Genomic DNA, 26,537 nt, shown 5'->3' with positions numbered 1-26,537 from the left:
GAGTCTCCGGAAGGCGCTCAGATCACCAGCGGCAGCTCGCGGCGGACGCGCTCGCGGTCGCCGAAGTCGAAGTGCCACCACTCAGTGCTGATGGTCTGGAAGCCGGCGTGGCGCATCGCCGCGCGCAGCCAGCCGCGATGGCGGAGCTGGTCGGCGGTCAGGCCGCCGGCGGCGAGCTGTTCAGCCTCGAACTCGGGATGCGAGGCCGGCGTCATCTCGTCGAAGCCGGTGCCCATGTCGAGCTCGCGGCCCTCGGCGTCCAGCAGCGTGACGTCGACCGCCATGCCGAACGAGTGGATCGAGCGCCGCGCCGGATGCGCGAGGTACCTGGTCAGCGGCGTGCCTTCGAGCTCGGCCCACAGCGCCTCCTGCACGCGCTGCGGCCGCAGCGCGTCCAGCACGACCAGCGTCACGCCGGGGCAGTGCCGGCCCAGGTAGGCGGCGGCCTCGGCGACCGCGTCCGCCGACTCGCGGCGCAGGTAGGCGCAGTCCAGCCCGCCGTAGACGTTGCGACCGACGAAGTTGTCGGGCGTCGCGTAGCGCAGGTCGACCGCGATGCCGGGAATGGTCAGCAGCGCGCGGAACTCGGCATGCGAGGCGATCTCCTCGCAGGGGATGGGCGGGGGAGGGGCGTGGTCGACGGAGGCGTCCGGAGTCATGGCGAGGTGGAGTGGTGCCGGAGGATCAGACGCCGGAGCGCGTCACTCCAGGCTCTCGAGGTTGGCGCGGGCGGCGTCCCGCAGGTAGGTGACCAGCCGGCGCGCCGCCTGCGCCAGCGGCGCGCTGGCGGAGGTCAGCAGGTACAGCTGGATGCTCATGGCCGGCGCTAGCGGCCGCACCTTCACGCGGGTGCGGTCGGCCGACGCGGCGGTGAAGGGATCGACGGCGGTCATGCCCACGCCGGCTTCCACCAGCGCCCGGGCGAGCTGGTAGGTCTGCACGGTGATGCGGCTGTCGAGGTGGCGGCCCTCGGCCTCGCTGGCGTTGTGCAGCATGTGGCCGAGCGGATCGTCCTCGGCCATCGCGATCAGCTCGGACTGGATCTCCTCCAGCGGCAGCGGACCGGACCCTTGCGCCTCGGGGCTGTGCATCGGGCACAGCGCCATCATCGTGCCGCTGGCCAGCACCTCGGCCTTGATGCCGGGGTGGCGCGGGTCCTGCAGGCTGAGGGCCAGGTCGGCTTCGCCGAGCAGCAGCGCGGAGACGATCTCGCGGGTGTGGTTGGTGCTGAGCTGGCAGCGGCTGCGCGGGAAGGCCTGCGCCCAGTGCGTCATTGCCGCGGGGATCACCGAGGCGCCCAGCGTCGGCGTGGCCATCAGGCGCAGCGATTCGGACTCGCCGCTCCGCAGGTTGGCGGCCAGTCGCCGGATCGCGACGAGATCGCGGTTGAGCTTGTCGATCTCGACGAACAGCCGCTGCGCTTCCGGCGTCGGATAGAGCTTGCCGCGGACGCGGTCGAACAGCGGCATGCCCAGCTGCAGCTCGCAATGCTGCAGCACCTTGGTCACCGCAGGTTGCGAGATGTGGAGCAGCTGCGCCGCGCCGCTGATCGTGCCGGCCTGCATGATCGCGTGGAAGACTTCAATATGGCGGAGGCGCATGGTCACTCGCGGTAGACGTTCTCGAAGACAACACCCCCGTTCGGCTGCATCTTGAAGCCGCGCAAGTCCTTGCTGATGGGGATGTAGACCGTCGAGTGTGCCATCGTGATCCACGGGCGCTCGCGCTTGAAGATCTCCTGGGCCTGCTCGTAGAGCGCGATCCGCTTGCCTTGATCGGCGGTCGCACGGGCGGCGTCGATGAGACGCTCGAATTCCTGGTTGCAGAACTTCACGCCCGACTTGTTGGTCGCGCAGCTGAGGTTGGGCGTCAGGAAGTCGTCCGCGTCGCCGCTCTCGCCGGACCAGCCGCTCATGTAGACCGTGTGCTCGCCGGCGTTGGCGCGCTTGAGGTACTCGCCCCATTCGTAGGTGCGGATCTGCGCGCGCACGCCGATGCGGGCCCAATCCTGCTGGATCAGCTGCGCCATCAGCTGGCCGTTCGGATTGGTGGGGCGGGTGACCGGCAGCGCCCAGAGGTCGAGGTCCAGTCCGTCCGGGAAACCGGCCTGCTTGAGCAGCGCCTTGGCGCGGTCCGGGTTGTATTCGTTCTTGATCGAGCGGTTGTAGCCGGGGATCGCGGGCGGGAACGGATTCACCGCCTGCATCGCGTCGCCGCGCGGGAACAGCGCGCGGAAGATCGCGTCGCGGTCGACCGAGATGTCCAGCGCCTCGCGCACGAGCCGGTTGTCGGTCGGCGCCTTGCGCAGGTTGAAGGAGAGGTAGGAGATGTTGAGCGCCTGGATCTTCTCGAGCTGGATGCGCTCGGGATGGCGGTCGATCGCGGCGACGTCGATGTCGCGCAGCGGCGAGGTGATCTGGCACTCGCCCGCGAGCAGCTTCTGCACGCGCACTGGCGCTTCGCGGCTGATGGTGAAGATCAGCTTCTGCGTCTTCTGCGGCTCGCCCCAGTAGTCGGGGTTGCCTTCCATGCGGACGACGTCGTCCTTGGCGTAGCTGCGGAAGCGGTACGGGCCGGTGCCGATGGGCAGGCGGTTGATCTGCGCGGCCTTGCCCTCGCGCAGCAGCAGCTGGCCGTACTCCGCCGACTGGATGCCGGCGAAGGCCATCGCGAACCAGGTGACGAAGGTGACGTTGGGCTGGGTCAGCGTGAAGCGGACGGTGCGGTCGTCGAGCTTCTCCATCTTCGCGATCGCCTTGGCCAGGCCGAGGTTCTGCGGATAGATGAAGTTGGCGGGGAAGGCCTTGTTGAACGGGTGCTTGCGGTCGAGGAAACGGCCGAAGGTGAAGAGCACGTCATCGGCGTTGAGCGCGCGGGTCGGCGTGAACCAGGGGCGGGTGTGGAAGCGCACGTGCTCGCGCAGCGTGAAGGTGAACTCGCGCGCGTCGGGGCTGATGGTCCAGCTCGTCGCGAGGGCCGGCTCCAGCGTGGTGCCACCGCGCTGGAAGCGGACCAGGCCCTGGAACATCTGGTTGTTGACGTTGTTCGTGCTGGCCGAATCCCATAACCCCGGGTCGAAGCCCTCGGGGCTGGCGTCGGTGCAGTACACGAGCGGCTTGACCGCGGCGGCGCCGGCCGCATGAGCGGCGGGCAGCGCGACGGACAGGACGATCGCCAACGAGAGGGGGAGGACTGAGCGCATCGGGAGGAGGGCAAGCTGCGCATTGTCGAAACGCCGCTTCCCAGGTCACAACTGAAATGGGCGGGTTGGACCATAACACTGGGTTATGTGGAAGCCTGCGCCCTCAGCGCGTCACTGCCCTTGTCCACCTTGCTCGATCTGGACCTTGAACCGCTGAAGGGCGAGCTTGGCGACGTCATAGGCCTCGTCCCGTTCGCGCTTTCCCAGACTCATCACTGTGACGACGAGTCGGCCGTCCTCGACCGCGTAGATGAGTCGAATGCCCCATCGACTGAGCTTGATCTTGTAGCACCCGGCCAACTTGCCGTGCAACCTGGCGCCAGGCACATGAGGTTGATCGAGTCGTTTCTCCAGCAGCGGCCACAACACGGTGCGGACGGAGCCATCCAGCCTGATCCATGCTGTCCGTGCCACCGGGGAGAACTCAAGGCGGTACGCATGCCCTTCCCCCGTCGGCACCTCAGCGATCGTCAATATCGGCCTCCATCGCAGAGCTTCCATTGGCCAGCGCTTCGATGGCGTCGCGATGCAATCCCATGTCTTCGAGTTCATCCATGATGGCTTCGAAGAGCTCAGGCTCGAGGACATAGAAGGCAGGCCTCTTGTTTCGCAACACGGCGACAGGTCGGTTCTTCGCCAAGCGCAACGTGGCGTCGGGATTCTTCTTGAAGTCCGTGATGTTGACGGTGAGGTCGGCGAGGATCTTTTCCATGTCGGCTCCTGAATGCGGGCCGATTATGGGCGGGTCAATCGGGAGCAGTGGCGCCCGATAGGGGCGGCTCATCGAAGGCGTCGGGAACTCGGGCGAGCGATACGGCATTTGGAGGTCTTCGGGAGTGGAAGGCGACCATTTCACGTCGTCCGTGTTCCGCTCTCAATCACCTCAACCAGTCGAATTGCTGACTCGAAAGCGCAGGTCGCTTTCACGCCTTCCATTCGATGTGATCAGTCCGTCAAATCACATCGCAAGCCACGAGCCGCCCATCAATCTCCCGCAGCTCTGGTCGCACCTCCGCGCAACGCGCGACGGCCATCGGGCAGCGCTGATGGAAGGCGCATCCCGTCGGGGGCTTCAGCGGGCTGGGCAGCTCGCCGTGGATGCAGATGCGCTGGCGGCGGTCGGCCGGGCGCAGCGCCGGCGTGGCGCTGATCAGCGCCTGTGTGTACGGGTGCAGCGGCTTGGCGAAGAGGCGGCGCTTGTCGCCGTGCTCGACCACGCGGCCGAGGTACATCACCATCACCTCGTCCGCCACATGCTCCACCACCGCCAGGTTGTGCGAGATGAACACGTAGCCGGTCCCGAACTCCTCCTGCAGGTCCATGAAGAGATTCAGGATCTGCGCCTGGATCGACAGGTCCAGCGCGGAGGTCGGCTCGTCCGCGACGACGATCCCCGGCTGCATCACCATCGCCCGCGCGATCGCGATGCGCTGGCGCTGTCCGCCCGAGAACATGTGCGGGTAGCGCTGCAGGTGCTCCTGGCGCAGGCCCACCTTGGCGGCCAGCGCCTCGATGCGTTCCTGGCGCTCGGCGCGGCTCAGCGACGTGTTGATCACCAGCGGCTCCGCCAGCGTCGACGCGATCGTCTTGCGCGGGTTCAGCGCCGCATACGGGTTCTGGAACACCATCTGCACGTCGCGCCGCAAGGCCTTGCGCGCCGACGCGTCGGCGGCGTCGCGGCCATGGATGCGGAGATCGCCGGCGGTCGGCGTCTCGATCAGCGTCAGCGCGCGCGCCAGCGTGGACTTGCCGCAGCCCGATTCGCCGACCACGGCCAGCGTCCTGCCCGGCGCCAGCGAGAAGCTGACGCCGTCCAGCGCGCGCACCGTCGCCTTGGGCGCGAACCAGCCGCGGCTCACGCGGTAGTGCCGGGCGAGATCGCGCGCCACGAGCAGCGGCGTCGCGCCTGATACGTCCGGCTTGTCTGGCACGGCGCTCATGCGACGGACTCCTCGACCAGCGGATAGAAGCAGCGCACGCCCTCGACGACGTCCGGGCGCTCGGCGCGACAGTGCGCTTGCATGCGCGCGCAACGCGGCGAGAACAGGCACCCCGTCGGCCGGTCCAGCGCGCCCGGCACGATGCCCGGCAGCGCCTGCAGCCGGCGCGCGCCGCGGTTGTGCTCCGGGATCGCCGCCATCAGCGCGGCCGTGTAGGGATGCTTCGGCGACTCGAAGACCTCGGGCAACGCACCCGTCTCCACCACCTGGCCCGCGTACATGACGGCGACGCGCTGCGCCATCTCCGCCACCACGGCCAGGTCGTGCGTGATCATCACCAGCGCCATGCCCTGCTCGCGCTGCAGGCGCAGCAGCAGGTCCATGATCTGCGCCTGGATCGTCACGTCGAGCGCCGTCGTCGGCTCGTCGGCGATCAGCAGCCTGGGCGAGCACGCGATCGCCAGCGCGATCATCACGCGCTGGTTCATGCCGCCGGACAGCTCGTGCGGATAAGCCTTCAGGCGGCTCGCGGCATCGGGGATCTCGACCTGCTCCAGCAGTTCCGTCGCGCGCCGGCGCGCCGCGGCGCCCCGCAGCCCGAGGTGGGCACGCAGCACTTCCTCGAGCTGGTGGCCGACGGTGTAGCTCGGATTGAGGCTGGCCAGCGCGTCCTGGAACACCATCGCGATGTCCTTGCCGATCAGCCGGCGGCGCTGCGAGGCGCTCATGCCCAGCAGGTCCTGACCCTGGAAGCGCAGCGCCGCCGCGCTCACCTGCCCTGGCGGATCGATCAGGCCCATCAGCGCCATCATGCTCACCGACTTGCCCGAGCCCGACTCGCCGACGATGCCCAGCACCTCGCCCGGCGCGACGTCGAGGTCGACGCCGTCCACCGCCGGGAACGCGCCGAAACGCACGCGCAGATCGCGGATCTCCAGCATCAGGACACCCGCTTCAGACGCGGATCGAGCGCATCGCGCAGCCCGTCGCCCATCAGGTTGACGCTCAGCACCGACAGCAGGATCGCCAGCCCCGGCAGCGTCACCACCCACGGCGCGCGGACGATGTAGTCGCGCGCGGACGAGAGCATCGTGCCCCATTCCGCCGTCGGCGCCTGCACGCCCAGGCCGAGGAAGCCCAGGCCCGCCGCCTCGAGGATCGCCGCCGAGAAGCTCAGCGATGCATTGACGATCAGCGGTGCGAGGCAGTTGGGCAGCACCGCCGAGAACATCAGCCGCCAGGTCGACGCGCCGGCCACGCGGCTGGCGGTGACGTAGTCCTTGCCCATCTCCCCCAGCGCCGCGGCGCGCGTGAGCCGGACGTACTCCGGCAGGCTGCCGACGGCGATCGCGATCACCGTGTTCATCAGGCCCGGGCCGAGCACGGTGATCACGCAGATTGCCAGCAACAGGCCGGGCAGCGCCAGCATCACGTCCATCACGCGCATGACGACCGGCGCGAGCAGCCGTTGATGGAAGGCCGCCAGCAGCCCCAGCAGCACGCCGGGAATCAGCGACAGCACCACCGACGCCAGGCCGATGCCCAGCGACACGCGCGCACCGTGCAGCAGCCGCGACAGCAGGTCGCGGCCGAGCTCGTCGGTGCCCAGCAGGAAGCGGACCTGTCCGCCGTCCATCCAGATCGGCGGCGTCAGCATGTGCTCGCGGTACTGGCGCACCGGGTCGTGCGGCGCGATCCACGGCGCCAGCAGCGCCGCCAGCGCGAGCAGCGTGAAGACGACCAGCGCGACCAGCGCGCCGCGGTTGGCGCTGAAACCGCGCCAGAACTCCGCGAGCGGGCCGGGCGGTGCGATCGCGACCATCGGCGTCGTTGGCGTCGCTGACGTCGTTGGCGTGGGTGGCGTCGCTGACGTCGCCATTGGCGGCGAGGCGGGAGGAGCGGCGTCCATGTCGCGGGGAGGATTCATGAGGGTCTCATCCCTGCTTGCGGATGCGCGGGTTGACCACGCCGTACAGCAGGTCCACCAGCAGGTTGACCGCGATGAAGGTGCAGGCCGAGATCAGGATCCCCGCCTGCACCACCGGATAGTCGCGCCGGGCGATCGCGTCGATCAGCCACTTGCCGATGCCGGGCCAGCTGAAGATGGTCTCGGTCAGCACCGCGCCCGCGAGCAGGCTGCCGACCTTCAGGCCGATCACCGTGATCACCGGGATCAGCGCGTTGCGCAAGCCGTGCACCAGCACCACCCGCGCCGGCGACAGGCCGCGCGCGCGGGCGCTGCGCATGTAGTCCTCGCGCAGCACCTCGAGCAGGCTGGAGCGCGTCATCCGCGCGATCACCGCGGTCGTGCTGGTGCCCAGCACCAGCGCCGGCAGCAGCAGGTGCCGCAGCGCCGAGCGCCACGCGCCCGCCTCGTCGTGCAGCGCCGCGTCGATCAGCATGAAGCCGGTGACGCGCTGGACGTCGTATTCCACCGCGATGCGGCCCGATACCGGCGTCCAGCCCAGGCCCACCGAGAAGAACATGATGAGGATCAGCCCCCACCAGAACACCGGCATCGAGTAGCCGACCGTCGCCACGCCCATCACGCCCTGGTCCAGCAGCGAACCGCGGCGCAGCGCCGCGCCGGTGCCCAGCGCCATGCCGAGCACGATCGCCAGCAGCAGCGCGAAGAGCGCCAGCTCCGCCGTGGCCGGGAACAGCGCCAGGAACTCGTGCGACACCGGCTCGTGCGAGACCAGCGAGCGCCCCAGGTCGCCGTGCAGCAGGCCGCCGACGTAGTCCGCGTACTGGCGCCACAGCGGCTGGTCCAGGCCGAGCTCGTGCATCAGCCGCGCGTGGGTGGCGTCGTCCAGCGCGCGCTCGCCCATCATGATCGCGATGGGGTCGCCCGGCACCAGCCGGATCAGGCCGAAGGCGACCAGCGTCACCCCGATCAAGGTCGGCAGCAACGTGGCCAGGCGGCGGAGCAGGAAGTTCAGCAAGGCGGGCGGCGGCGGGCGTTGGTGGCGGGCGTTCTTGGCGGGCTCAGTCGGTAGCGATCAATACGCTGAACGCGGCTGGCTGTCCGCCGACAGCGGCTTCTTCATCAGCATGCCGCCGGGCGTGGTCACGACCTCCAGCAGCGCGGCGGTCTCGGCGTCCATGTCGCCGGTGAAGTTGGTCGGCCGGTACTTCATCTGGAAGGTGCTGATCACCTCGCGCGTGGCGGTGTCCAGCAGGCCGGTCTGCGGCGTCTGGTAGCCCACCTGCGCCAGCCGCTTCTGGAACCAGGCCGCGTCCGGCACCGGGGCGACCTGGTAGATCGCCTGCTTGATCTGGACCTGCGCGGCGTCGGGCCAGGCGATCAGGCCGGCGTCGGCGAGCTGCTTCCAGGGGAAGGCCGGACCCGGATCCTGCTTGCGTCCCGGCGCGATGTCGTTGTGGCCGAGGATGCGGTCCGAGCGGATGGCGTGGCGCGCGACGATCTCCTTCACCAGCTTGATCACCTCGTCGATCTGCGCCTGCGGATAGGGCGCGTAGACGCGGCCCATCGGCGTCTCGGTGAAGCCGGGGTTGACGATCTCGATGCCGACGGAGGCCGAGTTCAGGTTGGTCGCGCCGCCCCAGTAGCTGACGCCGCCGTGCCAGGCGCGGCGGTTCTCGTCCACCAGCTGGTAGACCTTGGGCGGGTTCTCCTGCACCAGGTAGTGGGCCGAGACCTTGCCGCCGGTGGTCAGAACTTTCATCGACTTCTCGAAGTCGATCACCGTGTAATGAATGATCAGGAACTGCGCGCGGCTGTCCTGGTTCTCCGACACATGGGTGCGGTCGATCTGCAGCGTCGACGTTGGCGTGGCGCAGGCCGCCAGGAGCGCGGCGGCGGCGAGGGTCAGGAGCTTGGTTTTCATGAGGCGAGCGCGGCCCGCCTCGCGGCGGCCAGGGCGGTGTCGGGTTGATGGACGGTGAGGGGCAGGTCTTGCGGCAGGGCGTCGCGCAGGCCCGATTCGATCGCCGGATGCAATTGCAGCACACGTCCGGCGGCGCTCACCGGTCGCGGGCCCAACCGGCGCACCAGCGCCAGCGGCAGCCGGGCGAGCTCACGGCCCGCGCGGCGCAGCAGGGCCAGCGCATCGGCGTCGTCGTCCGTCGCGGCGCGCGCGACGGCCAGCGCCAGGCGGCCGATCGAGCCGCGGCGTGCCGCGCTGTCGCCGCCGTACATGAAGGCGCGTGTCGTCGGCCAGTCGGGCCCGCCGAGTTCGTCGAAGAGATGCCGCGCGAGCGGGGAATCGGTCCAGGCGCCGGGCGCGTCGTCCTCGCGGCGCCAGACCAGCGCGAGCGCTTCGCGCGCGATCCATTGGCCGCCGCCTTCGTCGCCCAGCAGCGGACCGCGGCCGCCGGCGCGGTGCAGCGTGCCCGCCGCGTCGACGAAGGCCGCGATCGCGCCGGTGCCGGCGTAGACCAGGTAGCCCTCGCCGGGTCGGAAGAGCGCATGCCAGGCCTGCGCGATGTCGCTGTCGCACTGGATCTGCGCCGGGGCCAGGCCCAGCTGTTGCGCGAGCAGCGCGCGCAGCTGCCGGCCGGCGGGGCCGTCCGGCTCGCCGAGTCCGGTGATGCCGGCCTGCAGCCCGCGCAGTGCGCCGGGGGCCGCCGTCGACAGGACCGCGGCGGCCAGCGATTGCAGCGTCTGCGCCAGCACGACGCGACCGGCGCTGGTGTCCAGCAGCAGCGCGCTGAAGCCGCCGACCTCGCCGCGCGCGACCAGCGTCCCGTCGGGGCGGGCCAGCGCCCAGCGCGTCTGCGTGCCGCCGGCGTCCAGGCCCAGGCCCAGCGGGCCGGACGCGGCGCCCGAGCGCACCGGCGCGGGCCGGTCGGGTTGGCCGAATCGGTCGTTCGCGTGGGGATCGGCGATGGCGGAGGGCGTGGAACTCATGGCGGCGTCGGCGCGCGGAGCTTACGAGGGGCTCCGCGCGTTCGCCATTGTCAATGCACGTGACAGGTATGAGTTGGGCTCATGGCTCGAAGGGGGTGGTGATCGCTCTCGTGGGGGATCCCGTCCCGGAATGAAAAACGGGCTCCCGAAGGAGCCCGTTGCGGTGCCGTGAAGGACCGGCCGAGGCGGCCAGTCGATCGCGGCGATCGTGTCGACGATCGAGTCGTGGATCAGAACTCGTAGGCGGCCGTCACCTGGATGGCCCACTGCGATTCGCCCTTGACCTGGCGGATGGCCAGGTTGTCGTTGATCGCGTTGGCATTGGTGCGGTACACGTAGTTGCCCTGGGCATCGATGCCGGCGAAGTTCACGAAGCTGCGGCGGTTGCCGCCGGCCGACTGGAACGTCACCTCGTCGATGCGGCCCCACTTCTTGTTGAGCAGGTTGCCGATGTTCAGGATGTCGAACGTGACCTTGCCCTTGTGCTGCGGGAAGAAGCCCGGCACTTCCTGGCTGACGCGCAGGTCGAAGCTGTTCACGAACTGCGAGAACGAGCTGTTGCGCGGCACCACGGCGCCCTTGTACTTCGCCAGGTCCGGGTTGTTGTCGACGATGTTCCAGAACGCCGCCTCGTCCGCCGGGGTGGCGAACTTGACGCCGGGGGCGCCGCGGGTTGCCGGGATGTACAGCAGGTCGTTGCCGGCCACGCCGTCGCCGTTCATGTCGTTCAGGTAGGTCCAGCTGTAGGGCTTGCCGCGACGGCCTTCCCAGAACAGGCCGACGTTCGTCTTCAGGTTGCTGATGAACGCCTTCTGCCACGTCACGTTGGCCGTGAACCGGTCGCGGATCATGTACGCCGAGTTGGCGGCCACGTTCTCGTTCGGGTTGAAGATGGCGCGCGAGTTGAAGTTGGAGTTCGCCACCGACGAGGTCAGCGGGCTGACTTCCGACGCTTCCGTGTAGGTGTAGGCGACGCCGAAGCCGAAGCCGTCACGTGCCGGGCGCTGGAACGACAGGGTGATGGCATTGCCGTCGCCCTTCTTCGTCTTCGTCGCCATCGTCACGTTGTTGTAGGCCTCGTTGGACAGCGCGCGCGAGCGGCCGCCGGCGCAGGCGCCCGCGGTGCTCAGGCTGCCGTTCGTGGCGGTCCAGCAGCCCGTGGCGTAGCTCTGCGGCGTGTAGTACAGCGAGCGGCCGTCCGGACCGGTGGCGGTCGGATCGCCCAGGTTCAGATGCTGGTAGTAGATGCCGGTCTGGACCTTGGTGTAGACCCACTCGACGCCGAAGTTCATGCCGAAGAACGGCAGCTCGGCGTCATACGCCAGGTTCATCTTCCAGACGGAAGGCTGGCCCAGGCCCTTCTGCACGAAGTCGACGTTGGCCGCCGGCGTGGTGCCGGCCAGGACCGGCTGGTTGTCCGGATTCGCGTTGAACACGCCCGAGGCCGTGCCCGAGCAGGCGCTCAGGCCCGCGGCGCCGCAACCGATGATGCGCGTGGCCATGCCGGTGTTGGAGTACGGGTTGGTCAGCCACACGGAGGCCGCGGCACCCTGGAACAGGCCCGCGCCGCCGCGGATCTGCTTCTTGTGGCCGGTGCGGTTGTCCAGCGCGTAGTTGAAGCCGAAGCGCGGCTGGAACAGGTTCTCGCCGTCGACGGTCTGCGAATTGTCGTAACCGAAGCCGCCCGTGGCGCGGGCCACGGTGCTGGCGGTCAGCACGCGGCCGGCCACCGGCGCGGCGTTGGCCGCGGCGTTGTAGATCGGCTTGTCGTCCGTGCTCAGCTGGTCGACGCGGAAGCCGGCCGTGATGTTCAGGTCCTTGGAGATGTTCCAGGTGTCCTGCACGAACAGGCCGGCCTGCTGCAGCGTCCACTGGGCGATGCCGTTGTCCAGCGTGCCGCCGGCGACCGGCACCTGCACCTGGTACGACGACGGACGGCCGCGCGTGAAGTTCTCCAGCACGGCCGCCTGCACCTGCGCCGCGGTCGCGGTGCTGCAGTTGATGCTGCCGAAGCTGTAGGTCCAGTTGGCGCCGTTGGTGTTCTCGCAACCGAAGGTGTAGTTGCCGTTCACGTTCTGGAAGAACGCGTTGTAGATCTTGTTGCGCTGGATGTCGCCGCCGAACTTGAGCTCGTGATCGCCCTTGACCCAGGTCGCGCCCAGGTAGCCGTCGATGGTCTTGGTGTCGAGGACGTTGAACTGGCGGCTCTGCTCGGTGCCGAAGTTGACGAAGCGGTTGCCGGTGCTCGAACCCGCCGGGGCGCCGTCAGGCAGCGCGCCGTTGAAGCGGATGCCGATCGCGGGCAGGTCGCTGTTGTTCTGCGGGACGCTGTTGTAGTCGCGGTTGGAGATCTTCAGCTCGGTCGAGAAGTCCGGCGTCCAGTCGGCGAACCACTGGCCGACGACGGTGTCGATCTTCTTCTTCTGCTGCCACCACTGCGAGGTCATCTGCAGGCCGGTCGCGCTGTAGCCGCCGAAGGACCCGTTGTTGGTGTCCGACTGTTCGGTGCGGGCGACGCGGATGCTGGCGCGGTGCTGGTCGTTGATGTTCCAGTCGATCTTGGCCAGGTAGTCCTTGACCTGCAGCTTGGACTGGCCCATCACGGAACCGGTGTCGATGCCGTAGACATCCTTGGCGGTCTTGGTGATCGCGTCGAGCTGACCCTGCGAGATCGCGTTGTTGGTCAGCGAGCTGCCGATCGGGCCGAATTCCGGCTGCGCGCGGTTGCTCTTGAGTTCTTCATAGTTGACGAAGAAGAACAGCTTGTCCTTCAGGATCGGGCCACCCAGGGTGAAGCCCTTGGTGTCTTCCTTGAAGGGCAGGAAATCGGTGTAGCGCTGGTTGCCGCGGTCGAAGCGCTTGCCCACCATGTCGTCATTGCGATAGACGTAGTAGACGCTGCCCTTGTACTCGTTGGTGCCCGACTTGGTGACGGCGTTGATGTTGGCGCCGGTGTAACCCTTCTGGGTCACGTCGTAGTTGGACAGGTTGACCTGCACCGACTGGATCGCGTCGATCGAGATCGGCTGCTTGGCGGTCGGCAGGTTGTTGGCTTCCAGGCCGAAGCTGTCGTTGATGGCGACGCCGTCGATCGTGATCGAGTTGTAGCGCGAGTTCTGGCCCATGGCCGAGATCTCGCCGCGTTCCTTGTCGGTCTGCGCCAGGCGCGGATCGTTGCGGGCGTAGTCCTGCAGGTTGCGCGCGATCGACGCGTACGAGTCCAGTTCGGCGCGGCTGATCTGCGTGCCGGAGCCCATGGTCGAGTTGTTGAACTTCGCCGCGGTCGAGCTGCCGGTGGTGACCACGGTCTCCAGCTGCGTCTGCGCCTTGCCCAGCTGCACGTCCAGGCCGAGCGTCTCCGCCAGGGCCAGGTAGACGTTGTCGGAGACCTCGCGGTCGCCGCCCTTGGTCACCGTGATGACGTAGGGGCCGCCCACGCGCAGGCCGCGCGCGCTGTAGCGGCCGTCGGCGTCGGTGGTCTGCGTGTTCGAGGAGCCGGACTCCTTGTGCAGGATCACCACCGTGGCGCCCGAGACGGGCTTGCCGTCAGCGCCGACCACGCGGCCGCTGACGGCCGAGGTGGTGTTCTGGGCCATCACCGGCGCGGCCGCCACGATGGCGACCGCGACGGACAGCGCCGTCCGCGAAAAACCCGACCAATCCTTCTGATTCATTTCCTGTGCTCCTGTGCGACGTCAGACCGAAAACCCGTTCCGAGGGGGCATCAAACGTTCCGCAAACGTTTTCCTTGGTCGACTTCGCCGCGATTTGTCGCGTGTCCGTCCTTGACCGCCCTCGATTTGTTATTGCGCGAGGCCGGCTGATGCAGCGGCCTTCTTCGCTTATGAAGCAAAAAGCCTACCAGCCGAAACCTGCCGCATCAATGCGGCAATATCGGGAGAGCTCCTCTTCACGTCGCGCTGTCAATGCGCCGTTCGAGCCCATTTGCATGGCCTGTCCCGGCACCTTGACGACGCGTCAGCGGCGCAGTCTGGAGAGCCAATGTTGAGGAGCTGTGACAAGTGTTCACTGGCGTTTGCGGTTGGTGCACCCGCGCAACACGTGGCGAAAACATGGCCCCGGAGCAAGGCGTGACGGCGCGCGGCGGTGCATGGGCCCGTCGCCTCCCGGGCGCAGTTTTCGAGGGTTTCCCCTAGGCGCGGCCACCGCACGCGATCAGGGGGCGTCGTTGCGCCGAATCGACAGAAACCGCCGGGGTTCAGGCGACGAACGTCGCGCGCGGTCCCTCGTCACCGATCGCGTTGATCGCGGACAGGACCAGGGCTTCACCGGGAACGGGCTGGACGATGTGCCCGTCGGGAGGCAGGAGCTCGAAACGCCAGACGCCGCCCGGCAGGCGACGCCAGAGCGCGAAGCGCTGGGCCGCCGTCCCGGTGACGGTGGCGCGCAGGGTCCCGTCCGGCTCCCTGGACAGGGACACGGCGTCGCAGGCGGGCGCGGACAGCCAGGGCGTCGCGGGCGACAGCGCCGCCTGCGCATACGCGCCGTCGCGCAGCGTGCCGGCGATGCCGCGGCGGTTCTTCAGCAGGGCCACCATGCTGAAGTGCAGGTGCCCGCCGGTGGCCGGCGCGGTGCGCATGAGTTCGACCTGCGCGGGGATCTCGTCGACGGGCCAGCCTTCGGCCTCGTTGGCGGCGCGGCTGGTGAACAGGCCGGGCCACATGTGGCGGCCCAGCGGATTGACGCCCTGCCAGGCGCGCATCAGCGGCTCGAAGGCCTGCGGCTTCTGCGCGCGAGGCCAGTAGAGCTGCGGCGCCACATAGTCCAGCCAGCCCATCGCCATCCAGTGCTCGACGTGGGCGTAGAGCTTGTCGTACTGCGAGAACCCGGTGATGCCCGCCGGACGCAGGTCCGGGCGCGGCAGGCCGAACGGGCTGATGCCGACGCGCGCGGTCGGGCGCAAGGCCCGGACCAGCTCGTACATCCGACGCACCAGCTGGTCGACGTTGTCCCGCCGCCAGTCGGCGCGCGACAGCGTCCCCCCGCCGAGCAGGTAACGCTGCCAGCTGGGTTCGTCGGGAAAGTCGATGTCCTGCTTGGCCGCGTCCTGGACCGGGTAGGGATAGAAGTAGTCGTCGATGTGCAGGCCGTCGACGGCGTAGCGGGTGAGGAGGTCGCGGCAGACGGCCAGCGTGTGGTCCGCGGCGGCCGGCTCGCCCGGATCGATCCAGAGCTGGTCGCCGTATTTCTTGACCCACTCGGGCCGTGTGCGGCTCAGGTGCGTGGGGGCTGCCGCCGACTTGCCGCCGCTCTGCTTCGCGCGGTACGGGTTCAGCCAGGCGTGCAGCTCGAGGCCGCGTGCATGCGCCTGCTCGATCCACAGCGCGAGCGGGTCGTAGCCGGGGCCCTGGCCCTGCACACCCGAGAGGTACTCGCTCCACGGCTCCAGCGTCGAGCGGTAGAGCGCGTCCGCGCTGGTGCGCACCTGCAGCACGATGGCGTTCAGGCGCAGCGCGCGGGCGCTGTCGAGGATCGCGTGGATCTCGGCGATCTGCGCGGCGTCGCTCAGGCCGCGGCGGCTGGGCCAGTCGATGTTGGCGACGGTCGCGACCCAGGCGGCGCGGAATTCGCGCGGCGCGGGCGGAGGCGCGTCGTCGGGCGCGGGGCCCGGCAGTGCGGGCAAGGCCTGCGGCCGCGCGGTGCCGCAGCCCGAAAGCGTCGTGCCCAGGGAACCGAGCACCGGTGCGGCCAGGGCCGCGGTCATCCACTGTCGTCGTCGCATCGAAGGCTCTCACCGGGCGGCGCCGCAGGGGCCGCTCACACTTTCACGATCCAGCCGCGCCGCCACATCGCCCACGCGATGCCGTAGAACACCGCCACGAAACCGACGGCGAACAGCAGCGACGCGAAACGCGGATCCACCGGCAGCGCGCGCAGCGGCGCGACGAGCCAGGCCTTGAGCGTGACGCCCTCGGCGACGTGGATCAGTCCGAGCAGCCGGGCCACCAGGCCCGAGAGCGCGAAGAGGAACAGCGCGTTCATGCCGAACACCACCAGCGGGCGGAAGCGTCTCGCCATCGCGTCGCGCATCCGCGGCAGGGGCGCGGCATCGAGCAGCCAGTAGAACACGCCGAACACCAGGCATCCCCAGCCCGTCGTGAGGAAAACGAAGGCGGGCGTCCAGAGATTCTTGTTGATGGGCAGGGTCCAGGCGTCGAGGACCTGGGCGACCCAGAGGCAGGCAAGACCCGACACCAGGAACCAGGTCGCCTTCTCGCCGGGATCGCGGCCGCGCAGCGCCAGCCAGCGCCCGGCGAGCAGTCCCGCGATCTGGCTCGCGACGGCGGGCAGGGTGCTCAACAGGCCCTCGGGGTCCCAGGTCTTGCTCTTCGCCCAGAGGTGGCCGCCGAGCAGCGCCCGGTCCAGCCAGGCGCCGACGTCTTCGCCCGGCTGCAGCGAGCCGCGATGCCAGACACCCGATGCGTCGGGCACGGCGACGAAGGTCTGCACCAGGCCGTAACCGAGCAGCAGGCCGATGAACGACGCCAGCTGGGCGCGCCAACCGCACCACAGCGCGATCGGCGCGACCAGGATCGTGATCAGCCCCAGCCGTTGAAGCACGCCGGGGAGGCGCAGCGTCTCGACGTGGAAGAACGGGAACAGGTTGAGCGCCAGGCCGATGAGGATGATGGTGGCCCCCCGGCGCCACATGTGACGCAACAGCGCGGCGCGGTCGGCGGCCCGGCCGCGGCGCGCCAGGCTGAAGCTCATCGAGATCCCGCTGATGAAGACGAAGAACGGGAAGATCCAGTCGGTGAAGGTCCAGCCGTGCCACGCGGCGTGCTCGAGCGGTACGTAGAGCTGCGACCAGTCGCCCGGGTTGTTGACCAGCAGCATGGCCGCGATCGCGAAACCGCGGAAGGCGTCGAGCGACAGCAGCCGTTCGCCGCCGCCGGGACGGTGGCCGATCGCCGGGGCGCTCATGCGGCGAGCTCCTTGCGGCCGAAGTGCTCTGGGATCTTGATCAGCGCGGTCATGACCAGCGATGGAAGGGTCGCGATCAGCACCCACGCGAAGAAGTGCGGGTAGCCGAGGTGATCCTGCAGCCAGCCGCTCCACATGCCGGGCAGCATCATGCCGAGCGCCATGAAGCCGGTGCAGATCGCGTAGTGCGCGGTCTTGTGGGCGCCCTCGGCGACCAGGACCATGTACATCAGGTAGGCCGTGAAGCCGAGCCCGTAGCCGAACTGCTCGACCGCGAGCGCCGCGCTGATGACGGCGAGGCTGCCGGGATGGGCATAGGCCATGGCCAGGAACACGACGTTGGGCAGGTGCATCGCGAGCACCAGCGGCCAGAGCGCCCGCTTCAGGCCGACGCGCGAGATGATCCAGCCGCCGAGCAGGCCGCCCAGCGTCAGCGCGATCAGGCCGACCGTGCCGTAGGCCAGGCCGACCTGCTTGTTGCTCAGCGCGAGGCCGCCCTGGTCGAGCGGGTCCAGCAGGAACGGCGTGGCGAGCTTCAGCAACTGCGCTTCCGGGAAGCGGTAGAGCAGCAGGAAGCCCAGCGTGACCGCCAGGCCGGGCTTGCGGAAGAACGCGGCGAAGATCTGGAAGAAGGTGCCCGGCGCGCGCTGCTCGCGCGGCAGGGGGACGTCGACGGCGGGGCGCGGCAGGCGCCACAGGTGATACGCCGCGAGCAGCAGGAAGGCGCCCGCGAGGACCGCCATCACGCCCTGCCAGGCGAGCACCCAGCTGTCGCCGCGGTCGTGCAGCTCGCCGGCCAGCCAGACCAGGCCGCCCTGGCCGCCGATGTTGGCGACGCGGTAGAAGGTCGAGCGCACGCCGACGAAGGCGGCCTGCTCATGCTTCTCCAGCGCGAGCAGGTAGAAGCCGTCGGCGGCGATGTCGTGCGAGGCCGAGGCGAAGGCCATCAGCCAGAGCACGGCGAGCGACATCTGGAAGGCGCGTTCCATCGGCAGCGTCAGCGCCACCATCGCCAGCGCCGCGCCGACGGCGAACTGCAGCGTCACGACCCAGAGCCGTTTCGTGCCCAGCATCTCGACCAGCGGCGACCACAGCGGCTTGATCACCCAGGGCAGGTAGAGCCAGCTGGTGTAGAGCGCGATGTCGGTGTTCGAGATCTCGAGGTTCTTGTACATGATGACCGAGAGCGTCATCACGACCACGTACGGCATGCCCTGCGCGAAGTACAGCGTGGGCACCCAGCGCCAGGGGCCGCGGGCGCTCGGGGAAACGGGATCAGCGTGCATGGCGCTCAGTGTCGACGCAAACCGGACGGGTGCCGCATCGGGGATTGCAGCGCTTGCGCGCGAGGGTGGCGCGCGGTCGGCGGTGGACGGTCGACGGACAAGGATCAGCGATCGGCCAGCGCGCCGCGCACGTCGCCGTCGTGGCGCGCGAGCAGGGCCTGCGCGCCGGCGGCGTCGAGTCGGCGCAGCAGCATCACGACGGCGGTCTTCACGTGGAAGCCGCACTGGTCGAGCGCCGCGCGGGCGGACGCCTCGTCGGCGCCGGCGGCGCGCATCGTCAGCGCGACGGCACGCCGGACCAGCTTCGCGTTGGTGGCCTTCATGTCCACCATCAGGTTGCCGTAGACCTTGTGCAGCTTGACCATCAGCGCGCTGGAGAAGGTGTTCAACGCGATCTTTTGCGCGGTGCCGGCCTTCAAACGCGTGCTGCCGGAGATCACCTCGGCGCCGGTGTCCAGCAGGATGGCATGTTCGCCGGCGGCCAGCACCGCGGCACCCGGGTTGTTGGCCATCGCGATGGTCACGCAACCGGCGGCGCGGCCGGCGGCCAGCGCGCCCAGCACATAGGGCGTGTGGCCCGAGGCGGCAATGCCGATCAGCACGTCGTCGGGCGTCGGCGCAAGCGCCTCGATGTCGCGGCGGCCTTGAGGCTCGTCGTCCTCCGCGCCTTCGACGGCGACGAACATCGCGCCCTCGCCACCGGCCAGGACCGCCACCGCGCGTTCCCGCGGCCACGAGAACGTGGGCACGAGCTCGACACTGTCCAGCACGCCCAGCCGACCGGAAGTCCCGGCACCGGCATACAGCAGCCGACCGCCGGCGGCGATGCGCGGCAGCGCCGCGTCCACCGCCGCCGCCAGTGCGGGCGCCGCCGCCCGCACCGCCTCCACCGCCGACCGTTGGTCGTCGATGAAGACCTCCATCAAGCGGGCGCTGTCGTACAGGTCCAGGTCGGGATGGTGGGCGCTGGGGGTTTCGGTCTTCAGAGGAGGGGACATGGCTCGGCCGGGGCGGAAGGGGAGGCCCGCAAGGTGCGGCCTACTCTAGTGGGCGGGCAGAGCGGCTGCCAATGAAACGCGGCAGGAGCGTCATAACCCACGGTAATCCAGATATCCCCACGGTAATCCAGATATCCCCACGGTAATCCGGAAACTCGCGGACGTCGGGAGGACTCTGGTCAGGACGCTGGCAAGGACTGCCACCTCGGGCGCGCAGGCCCGATCCGGGCATGAGGCCTCGCGTCCGCGAACCTCATGCCCTGCTCGCGCCTCATCGGCGTCCAGTCGTGCGGGCCTCGGCGTCCAGGACGGACTGGATCACTTCCGCCAGGGACACCGGCGTGGGGGCGGCGTCCAGTTCGATCAGCACCATGTAGCCGCGGTCGCGGCCCTGCTCGGTGAAGGCCTGCAGCAGGGCGATCTGATCGCTGTGCACCATCACGCCCTCGGGCGACCAGTACTCCATCGCCACCAGGCAACCGTCCGACGGGGTGCCCGGGTAGTAACGGCTGCCGGCGTAGTAGCGCGGATCGATGGTGCTGCCGTGCATCAGCATCTCGTCCCGTCCGGCGCGGCCGGCCAGCCAGGCTTCCTGCAGCGGCGCGTAGTCGCGCCACGAGGCGGGCAGCAGCGATCGGTAGCGATCCAGCGACCACGCCGGTTCGGTCGGACCGGACGCGCGTTGCTCGTACTCGGCGACGCTGGCCTCGCCGGGCACCTTGGTGTGCAGGTAGGGCGTCGGGCCGATCCAGATGTTGGACGCGGCGCGACCGGCGCCCTGGATCGTGAACAGCCCTTGGGGCGTGTTGCCCAGCGTGATCGTGCCGGGCAGGCCGCTGCTGGACAGCGCCAGTTGCTCGATGTTGAAGACGCCGCCGTCGGGACGCCGCACGAAGCGGCCGTCGGCCTGCCGCACCAGCGCCAGGCCCATCTGCTGGCGGCCCGGGCGCTGGAAGCTGAAGACGACGGGATGGCCCGGACGGAGCGCCAGCAGGTCGGCCAGCGGCGGCCGGGCCGTCTGCGGCAGGCCCTGCGCGGCGGCCACCGCCAGCGCGAGCGCCTGCAGGCGCGGCTCGTCGCGGTCGCGCTGCGCGAGCTGGGACTGGATCAGCGCGAGATCCGCCGGCTGTCGCGTCTGCATCAGCGCGTAGGCGGCGATCGCGAATTCGCGCGGCGTGGCCAGCCGCGGCAGCAACGGTCGCAGCAGCGGCGCGGCGTCGACCGCGTAGAGCGTGTACGCCGCCGTGAGCAGCGGACGCTGGATGTCCGCTGGCTGGTCGTCCAGCGCGGGCAGCGCGGCGAGCAGCGCCGGGCGGGCGGTGTCGATCTCCGCCCGGTAGTGGGCGACGAGCCGCAAGGCCTGGGCGAACTCGCGCAAGGCGACGCCGTCCCGCGGCGCCGCCAGCGCCTGGGCCGAGGCCGTCCGGATCCGGGTCCGGTCGTTGACCCATCGGTCCTGGGCCTGGACCGCGGTGCCGACGGTCGATCGGAACTGGGCCGGGCGCAGCGCCTGCAGGGCGGCCGGGCTGAAGGGACCGCCGGGCGTCGGCTCGGGGGACGGCGCCGGCGTGCGAGGCAGCTGCGAGCAGGCCGCCAGGAGCAGCGGGGCGGCCAGCGCGGCCCAACGGGGCCAGGACTTGCCGGGCGCGGGGCCGGACGCGAAGTCGGCGGGGAGGGACGTCTGCATGGCAGTCGATTCTAGGGAGCGTTCTCCCGGCAAGTTCTGCAAACGCACCCGGGAACGCTGTTTGCACTTGCGCCCCGACTGAACAAGGGCCAAGCATGATGCTGTCGATGAGGGAGTTCCGCCGCCGTCTGGCAATGGCGATGACATGGGGCGCCGCGCTGCTGGCGTCGCTGATCGCGGCCATGCCGCAGGACGCGTCCGCGCAGATGGCGGCGTTGCCGGTCGGGAATCCGGCGATGTCCGCGGCCTCGTCGGCGAAGACGCCGGCCGAGTGCGCCGTGATCCGCGACAACGACGCCCGCCTGGCCTGCTACGACCGGCTGAACGGGCGCGCGCCCGACGCGCCGCCGCCGTCGGCGGCCGCCCAGGTCCGGCTGCAGCCGGTGCCCGCCGCGCTGCCGGTCGCCGCGGCGGCGAGCGCGCCGCGCGTCGACGATCCCTGCTCACGCCTGCCGGAAGCCGCCGGCAGCGCTCGCAACTACCTCGGCTCGACGCTGTCGGAGCGGTGGGAGCTGTCCTGCCGCGACCAGATGCCGCGCTTCCTGCCGCGTCCCCACCGGCCGGTCTATCTGCTGCCGGTGTCGTGGACCACGCGCTCCAACCGCTTGCCGGGGCCGGCGTCGTCCGAGAGCCCGGACAACGGCGTGGTCCAGGCGCTGGACCTGGACAAGAACGAGGCCAAGTTCCAGATCAGCCTGAAGTCCAAGATCTGGGCGCTCGACGACCATGGCACGTTCTCGGTGTGGGGCGCCTACACGCAGAGCTCGCGCTGGCAGGTCTACAACGGGCGCGAGTCGCGGCCCTTCCGCGAGACCAACTACGAGCCGGAAGTGATCCTGACCCACGGGACCGACGTCGGGCTGCCGTTCGGGTGGAAGGCCAGCATGGTCGGGCTGAGCTTCAATCACCAGTCCAACGGGCGCGCGGTGCCGCTGTCGCGCAGCTGGAACCGGGTGATCGGCGAGCTCAGCCTGGAGCGCAACGAGACCACGGTGAGCCTGCGCCCGTGGTGGCGCATCCTCAACACCGGCAGCGACGACAACCCGGGCATCCAGGACTACATCGGCCGCGGCGAGCTGCTGGTGACGCAGAAACTGGGCGGGCATGTCCTGGCCCTCACGGCGCGGCACAGCCTGAAGGGGGGCGACCGGTCGCGCGGATCGGCGCAACTGGAGTGGGCCTTCCCGATCGGCGGCGGGCTGCACGGTTACCTGCAGCTGTTCAGCGGCTACGGCGAAAGCCTGATCGACTACAACTTCCGCGAGTCCCGGATCGGGCTGGGCGTGTCGGTCATCGAATGGCGCTGATCCCCCGTCCGGGGGCCGCGATTCGATGAATATGGCGCACAGGTCGGGGCAGTCCCCATCGCCAGCCCGGGGCGGCTGGACTAGGCTGCACGGATGTCCGCATTCATCGACACCTGCGAGATCTGGGTGGTGGTCTACCGCCTGGACGGGCGCGACCGCCAATGGGTCCGCGCGTTGCCGCCCATGGCGGAGGCCCAGGTCCGCGCCCTGCTGCTGGAGGAGCTCGACGAGCTCTACGGCACGCGGTCCGAACTGGTGTCGCTGCGGCAGGCCGAAGACGCCGAACGCGCCACGCTGATGGCCGGCGGCCTGCCGATGTGCCCGGTCGCCACGCCGCCGGCGCCTTCGGCGGACTGAACGCGCCGGACGCGCCGGATGCTCCGAAAGGGCTGAATCGGTTGATCGGGCCCGAGCCAGCGAGCGATCGCTGACCGCCCGCCGCGGTGGCGGCGAAACCACAGACGGACGCGTCCTTCCGGCGCCCTCACGGGTTCCTGTCGCTTTCATCGCGGTTTCATCGTGGTTACGGCCCCCGGTCCGAAGGCCTCACGAGAGAATTCCGCGCGTCGTGTCCGCCGCTGCCAGCGGCGGCGCGGACCTGCCTGCCGCCGCCGCCCGATGTCCTCCTCCCCGACTGCCCTTCCGACCCCGCGCCTGTTCGCGCTGGCCTGGCCCTTGTTCCTCGAGCTGTGCCTGGGCATCGCCATCGGGGTGATCGGGACGATGCTGGCGGCGCGGATCTCCGATCCTGCCGGCGCCGCGTTCGCGCTGGCCAACCAGCTGGCGGCGACGCTCTTCATCCTGTTCCGCATCATCGGCGCGGGCATCAGCGTGGTGATCACGCAGGCGCTGGGCGGCGGTCGGCGCGCGGTGGCCGACGCGACCGCGCGGGCGGCGCTGGGCGCGAGCACCTGGCTGGGCGGCCTCACGGCGCTGATGGCGCTGCTCTTCGCCGGCCCGCTGCTGCGCCTGATGAATGCGCCGGCGGAGGTGCTGCCGCTGTCGCAGCCCTTCCTGATGGCGCTGGCGCCGGCCATGATGCTGGACGCCTGGAACGCCTCGATGGCGAGCGTGATGCGCGCCCACCTGCGCAGCCGCGACACCTTGATGGTGCTGGTGGCGATGCAGGTGGCGCAGCTGCTGTTGTCGGTCACGCTGATGCCGCAGCTGGGATTGCCGGGCTTCGCGGTCGCGCTGGCGCTGAGCCGGGCGTTCGGACTGGGCCTGCATGTGTGGCTGTGGCGTGCGAGGCTGGGCCTGCGGCCCAAGGCGTCCGACTGGTGGCGGCTGCAGCGCGCGGAGCTCGCCGGCGTGCTGCACATCGGCCTGCCGGGCGCGGCGGAGAACATCGCGTACCGGCTCGCCTACATGGTGAGCGTGGCGATCGCGGGGCATCTCGGCGCGTCGGCGCTGGCGGCGCACAGCTACACGTCGCAGCTGATGTATTTCGTGCTGCTGCCGGGCCTGGCGACGGGGTTCGCGGCGGAGATCGTCGTCGGCCACCTGATCGGCGCGGGGCAGTTGCACGAGGCGCACCGGCTGGTGCGGCTCGCGCTCGCGCGCGGGCTGCTGATCAGCGTCGTCGTCGCGGCCGGGGCGGCGGCGGCCTCGCCGTGGCTGCTGCAGATGTTCACGCACGACCAGAAGATCCTCGCCAGCGCCGTGGTGCTGATGTGGATCACCGTGATCCTGGAGCCGGGGCGGACCTTCAACCTGGTCGTCATCAACGCGCTGCGCGCGGCGGGCGACGCGAAGTACCCGGTGATGGTCGGCGCGGGATCGATGCTCCTGGTGCTGGCCGGCGGCAGCTGGCTGCTGGGCGAGGTGCTGGGGCTGGGCCTCGTCGGCCTGTGGATCGCCTACGCCGCCGATGAATGGATCCGCGGCCTGCTCATGTGGCGCCGCTGGGCGCGCCTGGGCTGGGTGCCGCAGGCGAGGGCGGTGCATCGGCGATTACGGGCGGCCCGCGCGCATTGATGGCTGGTCCTGCGTTCAGTCCTTCCAGAGCTGAAGCGTCTCCCATTTCGATGGAAAGCCGGCTGCGCGCAACGACAGGCCGTGTGCCCTGGGGAAAGAAGCAATCAGGGCCTTGATCTGTTGGTGCCAGCCGTCCTGCGGCGAGATTGCCAGGATGATTGATCGCATGCAACTGAGCGTTCCGAACAGACGGGTCTTCGCGTGTTCGTCGCCGTGCAGGAATTCAAGGTCGGGTCGGGCTTCCCTGGTGGGAAGCAGTGGAATCTTCGTCGTGGTCCGATTCCACATCCGTGCGTGATGCGCCGCTCGATTGCGAGCGACATTGAACATGTGCATCCAGGACTTGAGGACGATCGGATGACCGACGTTGAACTGTTGCGACAGCGCCTTGGCATCTCGAAACTGAAGACCTTCCACCAGTCGTGACAGCAATCCGAGTTCGAGAACTTCGACGGCCGCCCAGATCGGCATCCTTCCGCCGTAGCGGAGTCGATGGTGCTCGACGAACTCTTCTTTCGATTTTGCACAGAGGGCGTCAAAACGTTTCAACCACTCATCGTGCGGTGATGAGCCGGTAATGGCGTCAAAAGTCGTGAAGCGACGGTCGAAGAGCCGCGGGTTGCGGTGTGCTTCGACGTCGATGGGGCCGAGCCTCTCTACCAGCGCAGCGCGGACCGCGACCTCGATGGTGCCGAGTCCGTCCAGCAGGAGCAGTCGGAGTGCTGCATCGAAGGCGGCAATGCCAACAACTTGGGCGAACGAAGCGCCAACATGAAAGGCGTCGGCACCAACGTGGGCAGCGGAGGCAGACTCCTTTAAAGAGTGGGCGTATCCGGAAAGGCGGTAGTAGCCGACCCGACGAAGGACAGCGAGGGCCTGCGGCTCCTGCTGCATGTCGAGGCCCCGCCCTCGAAGTAGCGCGATCTGCTCGCGGGCGGACGTGAAGGGCTTGAGGGATTGCGTCGCACTGGCGACCGCGCGGGGGGAAATGAAGTCCCCCACTTGAAATCCCGCGCTTTCGCCGGGCACAGAGGTGGGGGAGCTATTGCCGTGAATCATAGCGAGCCTCCAGAACTTCGGAATCGCACAAATGAGTGGGAATGCGTCGTGTGGCTCTTGTGCGTGTCGAGTCGTTCGTACGACGAAGGCGAGAGCATCGGAGTGGTGTCGGGCGCCAACAATCGCAAAAACTGGTGGACCTTCGCGAGCCGTGGCGTAGACGCGAATCAGCTTGACGGCGGCGGTGCGAGATTGAGCGGAACAGTCCAGTCGCGCACCGTCGCACACCCCTATGATCCCGCCCGCGATGAACTACCTGCTCAAGCGCCTCGCCGTGCTGCTGCTGACCTTGCTGGCCGCATCGGCGCTGATCTTCGGCGCGCTGGAGTGGCTGCCCGGCAATGCCGCTCAACTGATCATGGGTCCCGAGGCGCCGCCGGAAGCCGTCGCCGCGCTCGCGCGCCAGCTCGGCCTCGACCAGCCGGCCTGGCATCGCTACCTCGATTGGCTGCACGGGCTCGTGCGCGGCGATCTCGGCGTGTCCTCTGCCTACGGCGCGCCGGTCGCCGACCTGATCCTGGAGCGACTTGTGCTGACGCTCCCGCTCGCGCTGCTGGCGATGGCGCTGACCGTCGTGCTGGCGCTGGCCGCCGGCTGGTGGGCCGCCAGCCAGCAAGGGCGCGCGGGCGATCACCTCGTCATGGGCCTGACCCAGCTCGGCCTCGCCGTTCCCAGCTTCTGGCTCGGCATGCTGCTGGTGATGCTCTTCGCGGTGAAGCTGCAGTGGGTCGACGCCGGCGGCTTTCCCGGCTGGCGGGAGGACCTCGGCGGCGGGCTGTGGCCGGGCCTGCGCGCGCTGCTGCTGCCCGCCATCTCGCTGGCACTGGTGCAGGCGGCGATCCTGGCGCGCATCGCGCGCTCGGCGCTGCTCGACATCGTCCGCGAGGACTTCATGCGCACTGCCCGCGCCAAGGGCCTGTCGCGCCGCGCGGCGCTGTGGCGCCACGGCCTGCGCCATGCGGCGATCCCGCTGCTGACGCTCGGTGGTCTGCAGTTCGCCAACCTGCTGGCCGGCACCATCGTCATCGAGAACGTCTTCACCCTGCCCGGGCTCGGCCGCCTGATGGCGCAGGCCATCGCCAACCGCGACCTGATCGTGGTGCGCAACGGCGTCATGGGACTCGCGGCGCTGGTGCTGCTCCTCAACTTCGCGGTGGACCTGCTGCACGGATGGATCGACCCGCGGCTGCGCACGAGGACGGAAGCATGAGGAGGCATGCAGCCTGGCGCTGGCATGGCAACGCAGGCATGAGGACGCAGGCA

At 69.4% G+C, this 26,537-nt stretch carries 22 protein-coding genes; 4 read left to right on the top strand and 18 right to left on the bottom strand.

Annotated elements, in window-relative coordinates:
* Positions 1 to 17: 17 nt before the first annotated feature.
* From AC07O8_RS01255 to AC07O8_RS01175, 17 genes are all read right to left on the bottom strand, one after another.
* Positions 18 to 659 (bottom strand): M15 family metallopeptidase, encoded by a 642-nt coding sequence (locus AC07O8_RS01255; RefSeq protein ID WP_495046317.1) that lies wholly within the window; start codon positions 657 to 659, stop codon positions 18 to 20.
* Between the two features lie 42 nt (positions 660 to 701).
* The gene (locus tag AC07O8_RS01250) at positions 702 to 1,601 is read right to left on the bottom strand and encodes a LysR family transcriptional regulator (protein ID WP_495046316.1); all 900 of its coding nucleotides are present in this window, start codon (positions 1,599 to 1,601) and stop codon (positions 702 to 704) included.
* Positions 1,602 to 1,603: 2 nt separating this feature from the next.
* Entirely contained in the window at positions 1,604 to 3,202 is a 1,599-nt protein-coding gene (locus AC07O8_RS01245) for an ABC transporter substrate-binding protein (protein WP_495046315.1), read from the bottom strand.
* A 111-nt stretch (positions 3,203 to 3,313) separates the two neighbouring features.
* Positions 3,314 to 3,676: a type II toxin-antitoxin system RelE family toxin gene (locus AC07O8_RS01240; protein ID WP_495046314.1), complete on the bottom strand. Its 363-nt coding sequence runs from the start codon at positions 3,674 to 3,676 to the stop codon at positions 3,314 to 3,316.
* Complete coding sequence (locus AC07O8_RS01235) at positions 3,663 to 3,914, bottom strand: type II toxin-antitoxin system Phd/YefM family antitoxin (RefSeq protein ID WP_495046313.1); 252 nt, start codon at positions 3,912 to 3,914, stop codon at positions 3,663 to 3,665. The genes AC07O8_RS01240 and AC07O8_RS01235 overlap by 14 nt, the downstream gene beginning before the upstream one ends.
* A gap of 241 nt (positions 3,915 to 4,155) precedes the next feature.
* Entirely contained in the window at positions 4,156 to 5,142 is a 987-nt protein-coding gene (locus AC07O8_RS01230; RefSeq protein WP_495046312.1) for a peptide ABC transporter ATP-binding protein, read from the bottom strand.
* Positions 5,139 to 6,083, bottom strand: a complete 945-nt coding sequence (locus AC07O8_RS01225) for an ABC transporter ATP-binding protein (protein WP_495046311.1) — start codon at positions 6,081 to 6,083, stop codon at positions 5,139 to 5,141. The genes AC07O8_RS01230 and AC07O8_RS01225 overlap by 4 nt, the downstream gene beginning before the upstream one ends.
* The gene (locus AC07O8_RS01220; RefSeq protein ID WP_495046954.1) at positions 6,083 to 6,964 is read right to left on the bottom strand and encodes an ABC transporter permease subunit; all 882 of its coding nucleotides are present in this window, start codon (positions 6,962 to 6,964) and stop codon (positions 6,083 to 6,085) included. Before AC07O8_RS01220 ends, AC07O8_RS01225 begins: the two co-directional genes overlap by 1 nt.
* A gap of 112 nt (positions 6,965 to 7,076) precedes the next feature.
* Positions 7,077 to 8,087: an ABC transporter permease subunit gene (locus AC07O8_RS01215; RefSeq protein ID WP_431288117.1), complete on the bottom strand. Its 1,011-nt coding sequence runs from the start codon at positions 8,085 to 8,087 to the stop codon at positions 7,077 to 7,079.
* 57 nt (positions 8,088 to 8,144) lie between these two features.
* A complete protein-coding gene (locus AC07O8_RS01210; RefSeq protein ID WP_495046310.1) occupies positions 8,145 to 8,993 on the bottom strand; it encodes an N-acetylmuramoyl-L-alanine amidase in 849 nt (282 codons plus the stop codon).
* Positions 8,990 to 10,015, bottom strand: coding sequence for an N-acetylglucosamine kinase (locus AC07O8_RS01205; protein WP_495046309.1), 1,026 nt, complete (start codon positions 10,013 to 10,015; stop codon positions 8,990 to 8,992). The genes AC07O8_RS01210 and AC07O8_RS01205 overlap by 4 nt, the downstream gene beginning before the upstream one ends.
* Before the next feature lie 230 nt (positions 10,016 to 10,245).
* Positions 10,246 to 13,689, bottom strand: coding sequence for a TonB-dependent receptor (locus tag AC07O8_RS01200; RefSeq protein ID WP_495046308.1), 3,444 nt, complete (start codon positions 13,687 to 13,689; stop codon positions 10,246 to 10,248).
* A 545-nt stretch (positions 13,690 to 14,234) separates the two neighbouring features.
* The gene (locus AC07O8_RS01195; protein WP_495046307.1) at positions 14,235 to 15,758 is read right to left on the bottom strand and encodes a glycoside hydrolase family 10-like protein; all 1,524 of its coding nucleotides are present in this window, start codon (positions 15,756 to 15,758) and stop codon (positions 14,235 to 14,237) included.
* A 35-nt stretch (positions 15,759 to 15,793) separates the two neighbouring features.
* A complete protein-coding gene (locus AC07O8_RS01190) occupies positions 15,794 to 16,960 on the bottom strand; it encodes an acyltransferase family protein (protein WP_495046306.1) in 1,167 nt (388 codons plus the stop codon).
* Positions 16,957 to 18,246 (bottom strand): MFS transporter, encoded by a 1,290-nt coding sequence (locus tag AC07O8_RS01185; protein ID WP_495046305.1) that lies wholly within the window; start codon positions 18,244 to 18,246, stop codon positions 16,957 to 16,959. Before AC07O8_RS01185 ends, AC07O8_RS01190 begins: the two co-directional genes overlap by 4 nt.
* Before the next feature lie 104 nt (positions 18,247 to 18,350).
* Positions 18,351 to 19,244, bottom strand: a complete 894-nt coding sequence (locus tag AC07O8_RS01180) for an N-acetylmuramic acid 6-phosphate etherase (RefSeq protein ID WP_495046304.1) — start codon at positions 19,242 to 19,244, stop codon at positions 18,351 to 18,353.
* Positions 19,245 to 19,515: 271 nt separating this feature from the next.
* Positions 19,516 to 20,931: a hypothetical protein gene (locus tag AC07O8_RS01175; protein WP_495046303.1), complete on the bottom strand. Its 1,416-nt coding sequence runs from the start codon at positions 20,929 to 20,931 to the stop codon at positions 19,516 to 19,518.
* Positions 20,932 to 21,026: 95 nt separating this feature from the next.
* On the opposite strand from AC07O8_RS01175, the gene AC07O8_RS01170 reads away from it, so the two are divergent.
* The 3 genes from AC07O8_RS01170 (at position 21,027) to AC07O8_RS01160 (ending at position 24,215) form a co-directional block, all read left to right on the top strand.
* On the top strand, positions 21,027 to 22,238 hold the full coding sequence (locus AC07O8_RS01170) for a phospholipase A (protein ID WP_495046302.1): 1,212 nt from the start codon (positions 21,027 to 21,029) through the stop codon (positions 22,236 to 22,238).
* Between the two features lie 93 nt (positions 22,239 to 22,331).
* Positions 22,332 to 22,595 carry a hypothetical protein gene (locus tag AC07O8_RS01165; protein ID WP_495046301.1) on the top strand — a complete coding sequence of 88 codons (264 nt, stop codon included), beginning with the start codon at positions 22,332 to 22,334 and terminating at the stop codon, positions 22,593 to 22,595.
* Between the two features lie 261 nt (positions 22,596 to 22,856).
* Positions 22,857 to 24,215, top strand: a complete 1,359-nt coding sequence (locus AC07O8_RS01160; protein ID WP_495046300.1) for an MATE family efflux transporter — start codon at positions 22,857 to 22,859, stop codon at positions 24,213 to 24,215.
* Between the two features lie 15 nt (positions 24,216 to 24,230).
* Here the strand turns inward: AC07O8_RS01160 and AC07O8_RS01155 are convergent, their stop codons facing one another.
* Positions 24,231 to 25,274 (bottom strand): Abi family protein, encoded by a 1,044-nt coding sequence (locus AC07O8_RS01155; RefSeq protein ID WP_495046299.1) that lies wholly within the window; start codon positions 25,272 to 25,274, stop codon positions 24,231 to 24,233.
* Between the two features lie 232 nt (positions 25,275 to 25,506).
* Here AC07O8_RS01155 and AC07O8_RS01150 point away from each other — a divergent pair, with 232 nt between their 5' ends.
* Positions 25,507 to 26,484, top strand: coding sequence for an ABC transporter permease (locus tag AC07O8_RS01150; protein ID WP_495046298.1), 978 nt, complete (start codon positions 25,507 to 25,509; stop codon positions 26,482 to 26,484).
* Positions 26,485 to 26,537 lie beyond the last annotated feature (53 nt).

The sequence above is a fragment of the Roseateles sp. GW821-FHT09G09 genome, assembly GCF_059415965.1.
This window is presented reverse-complemented; position numbering and strand designations above follow the sequence as displayed.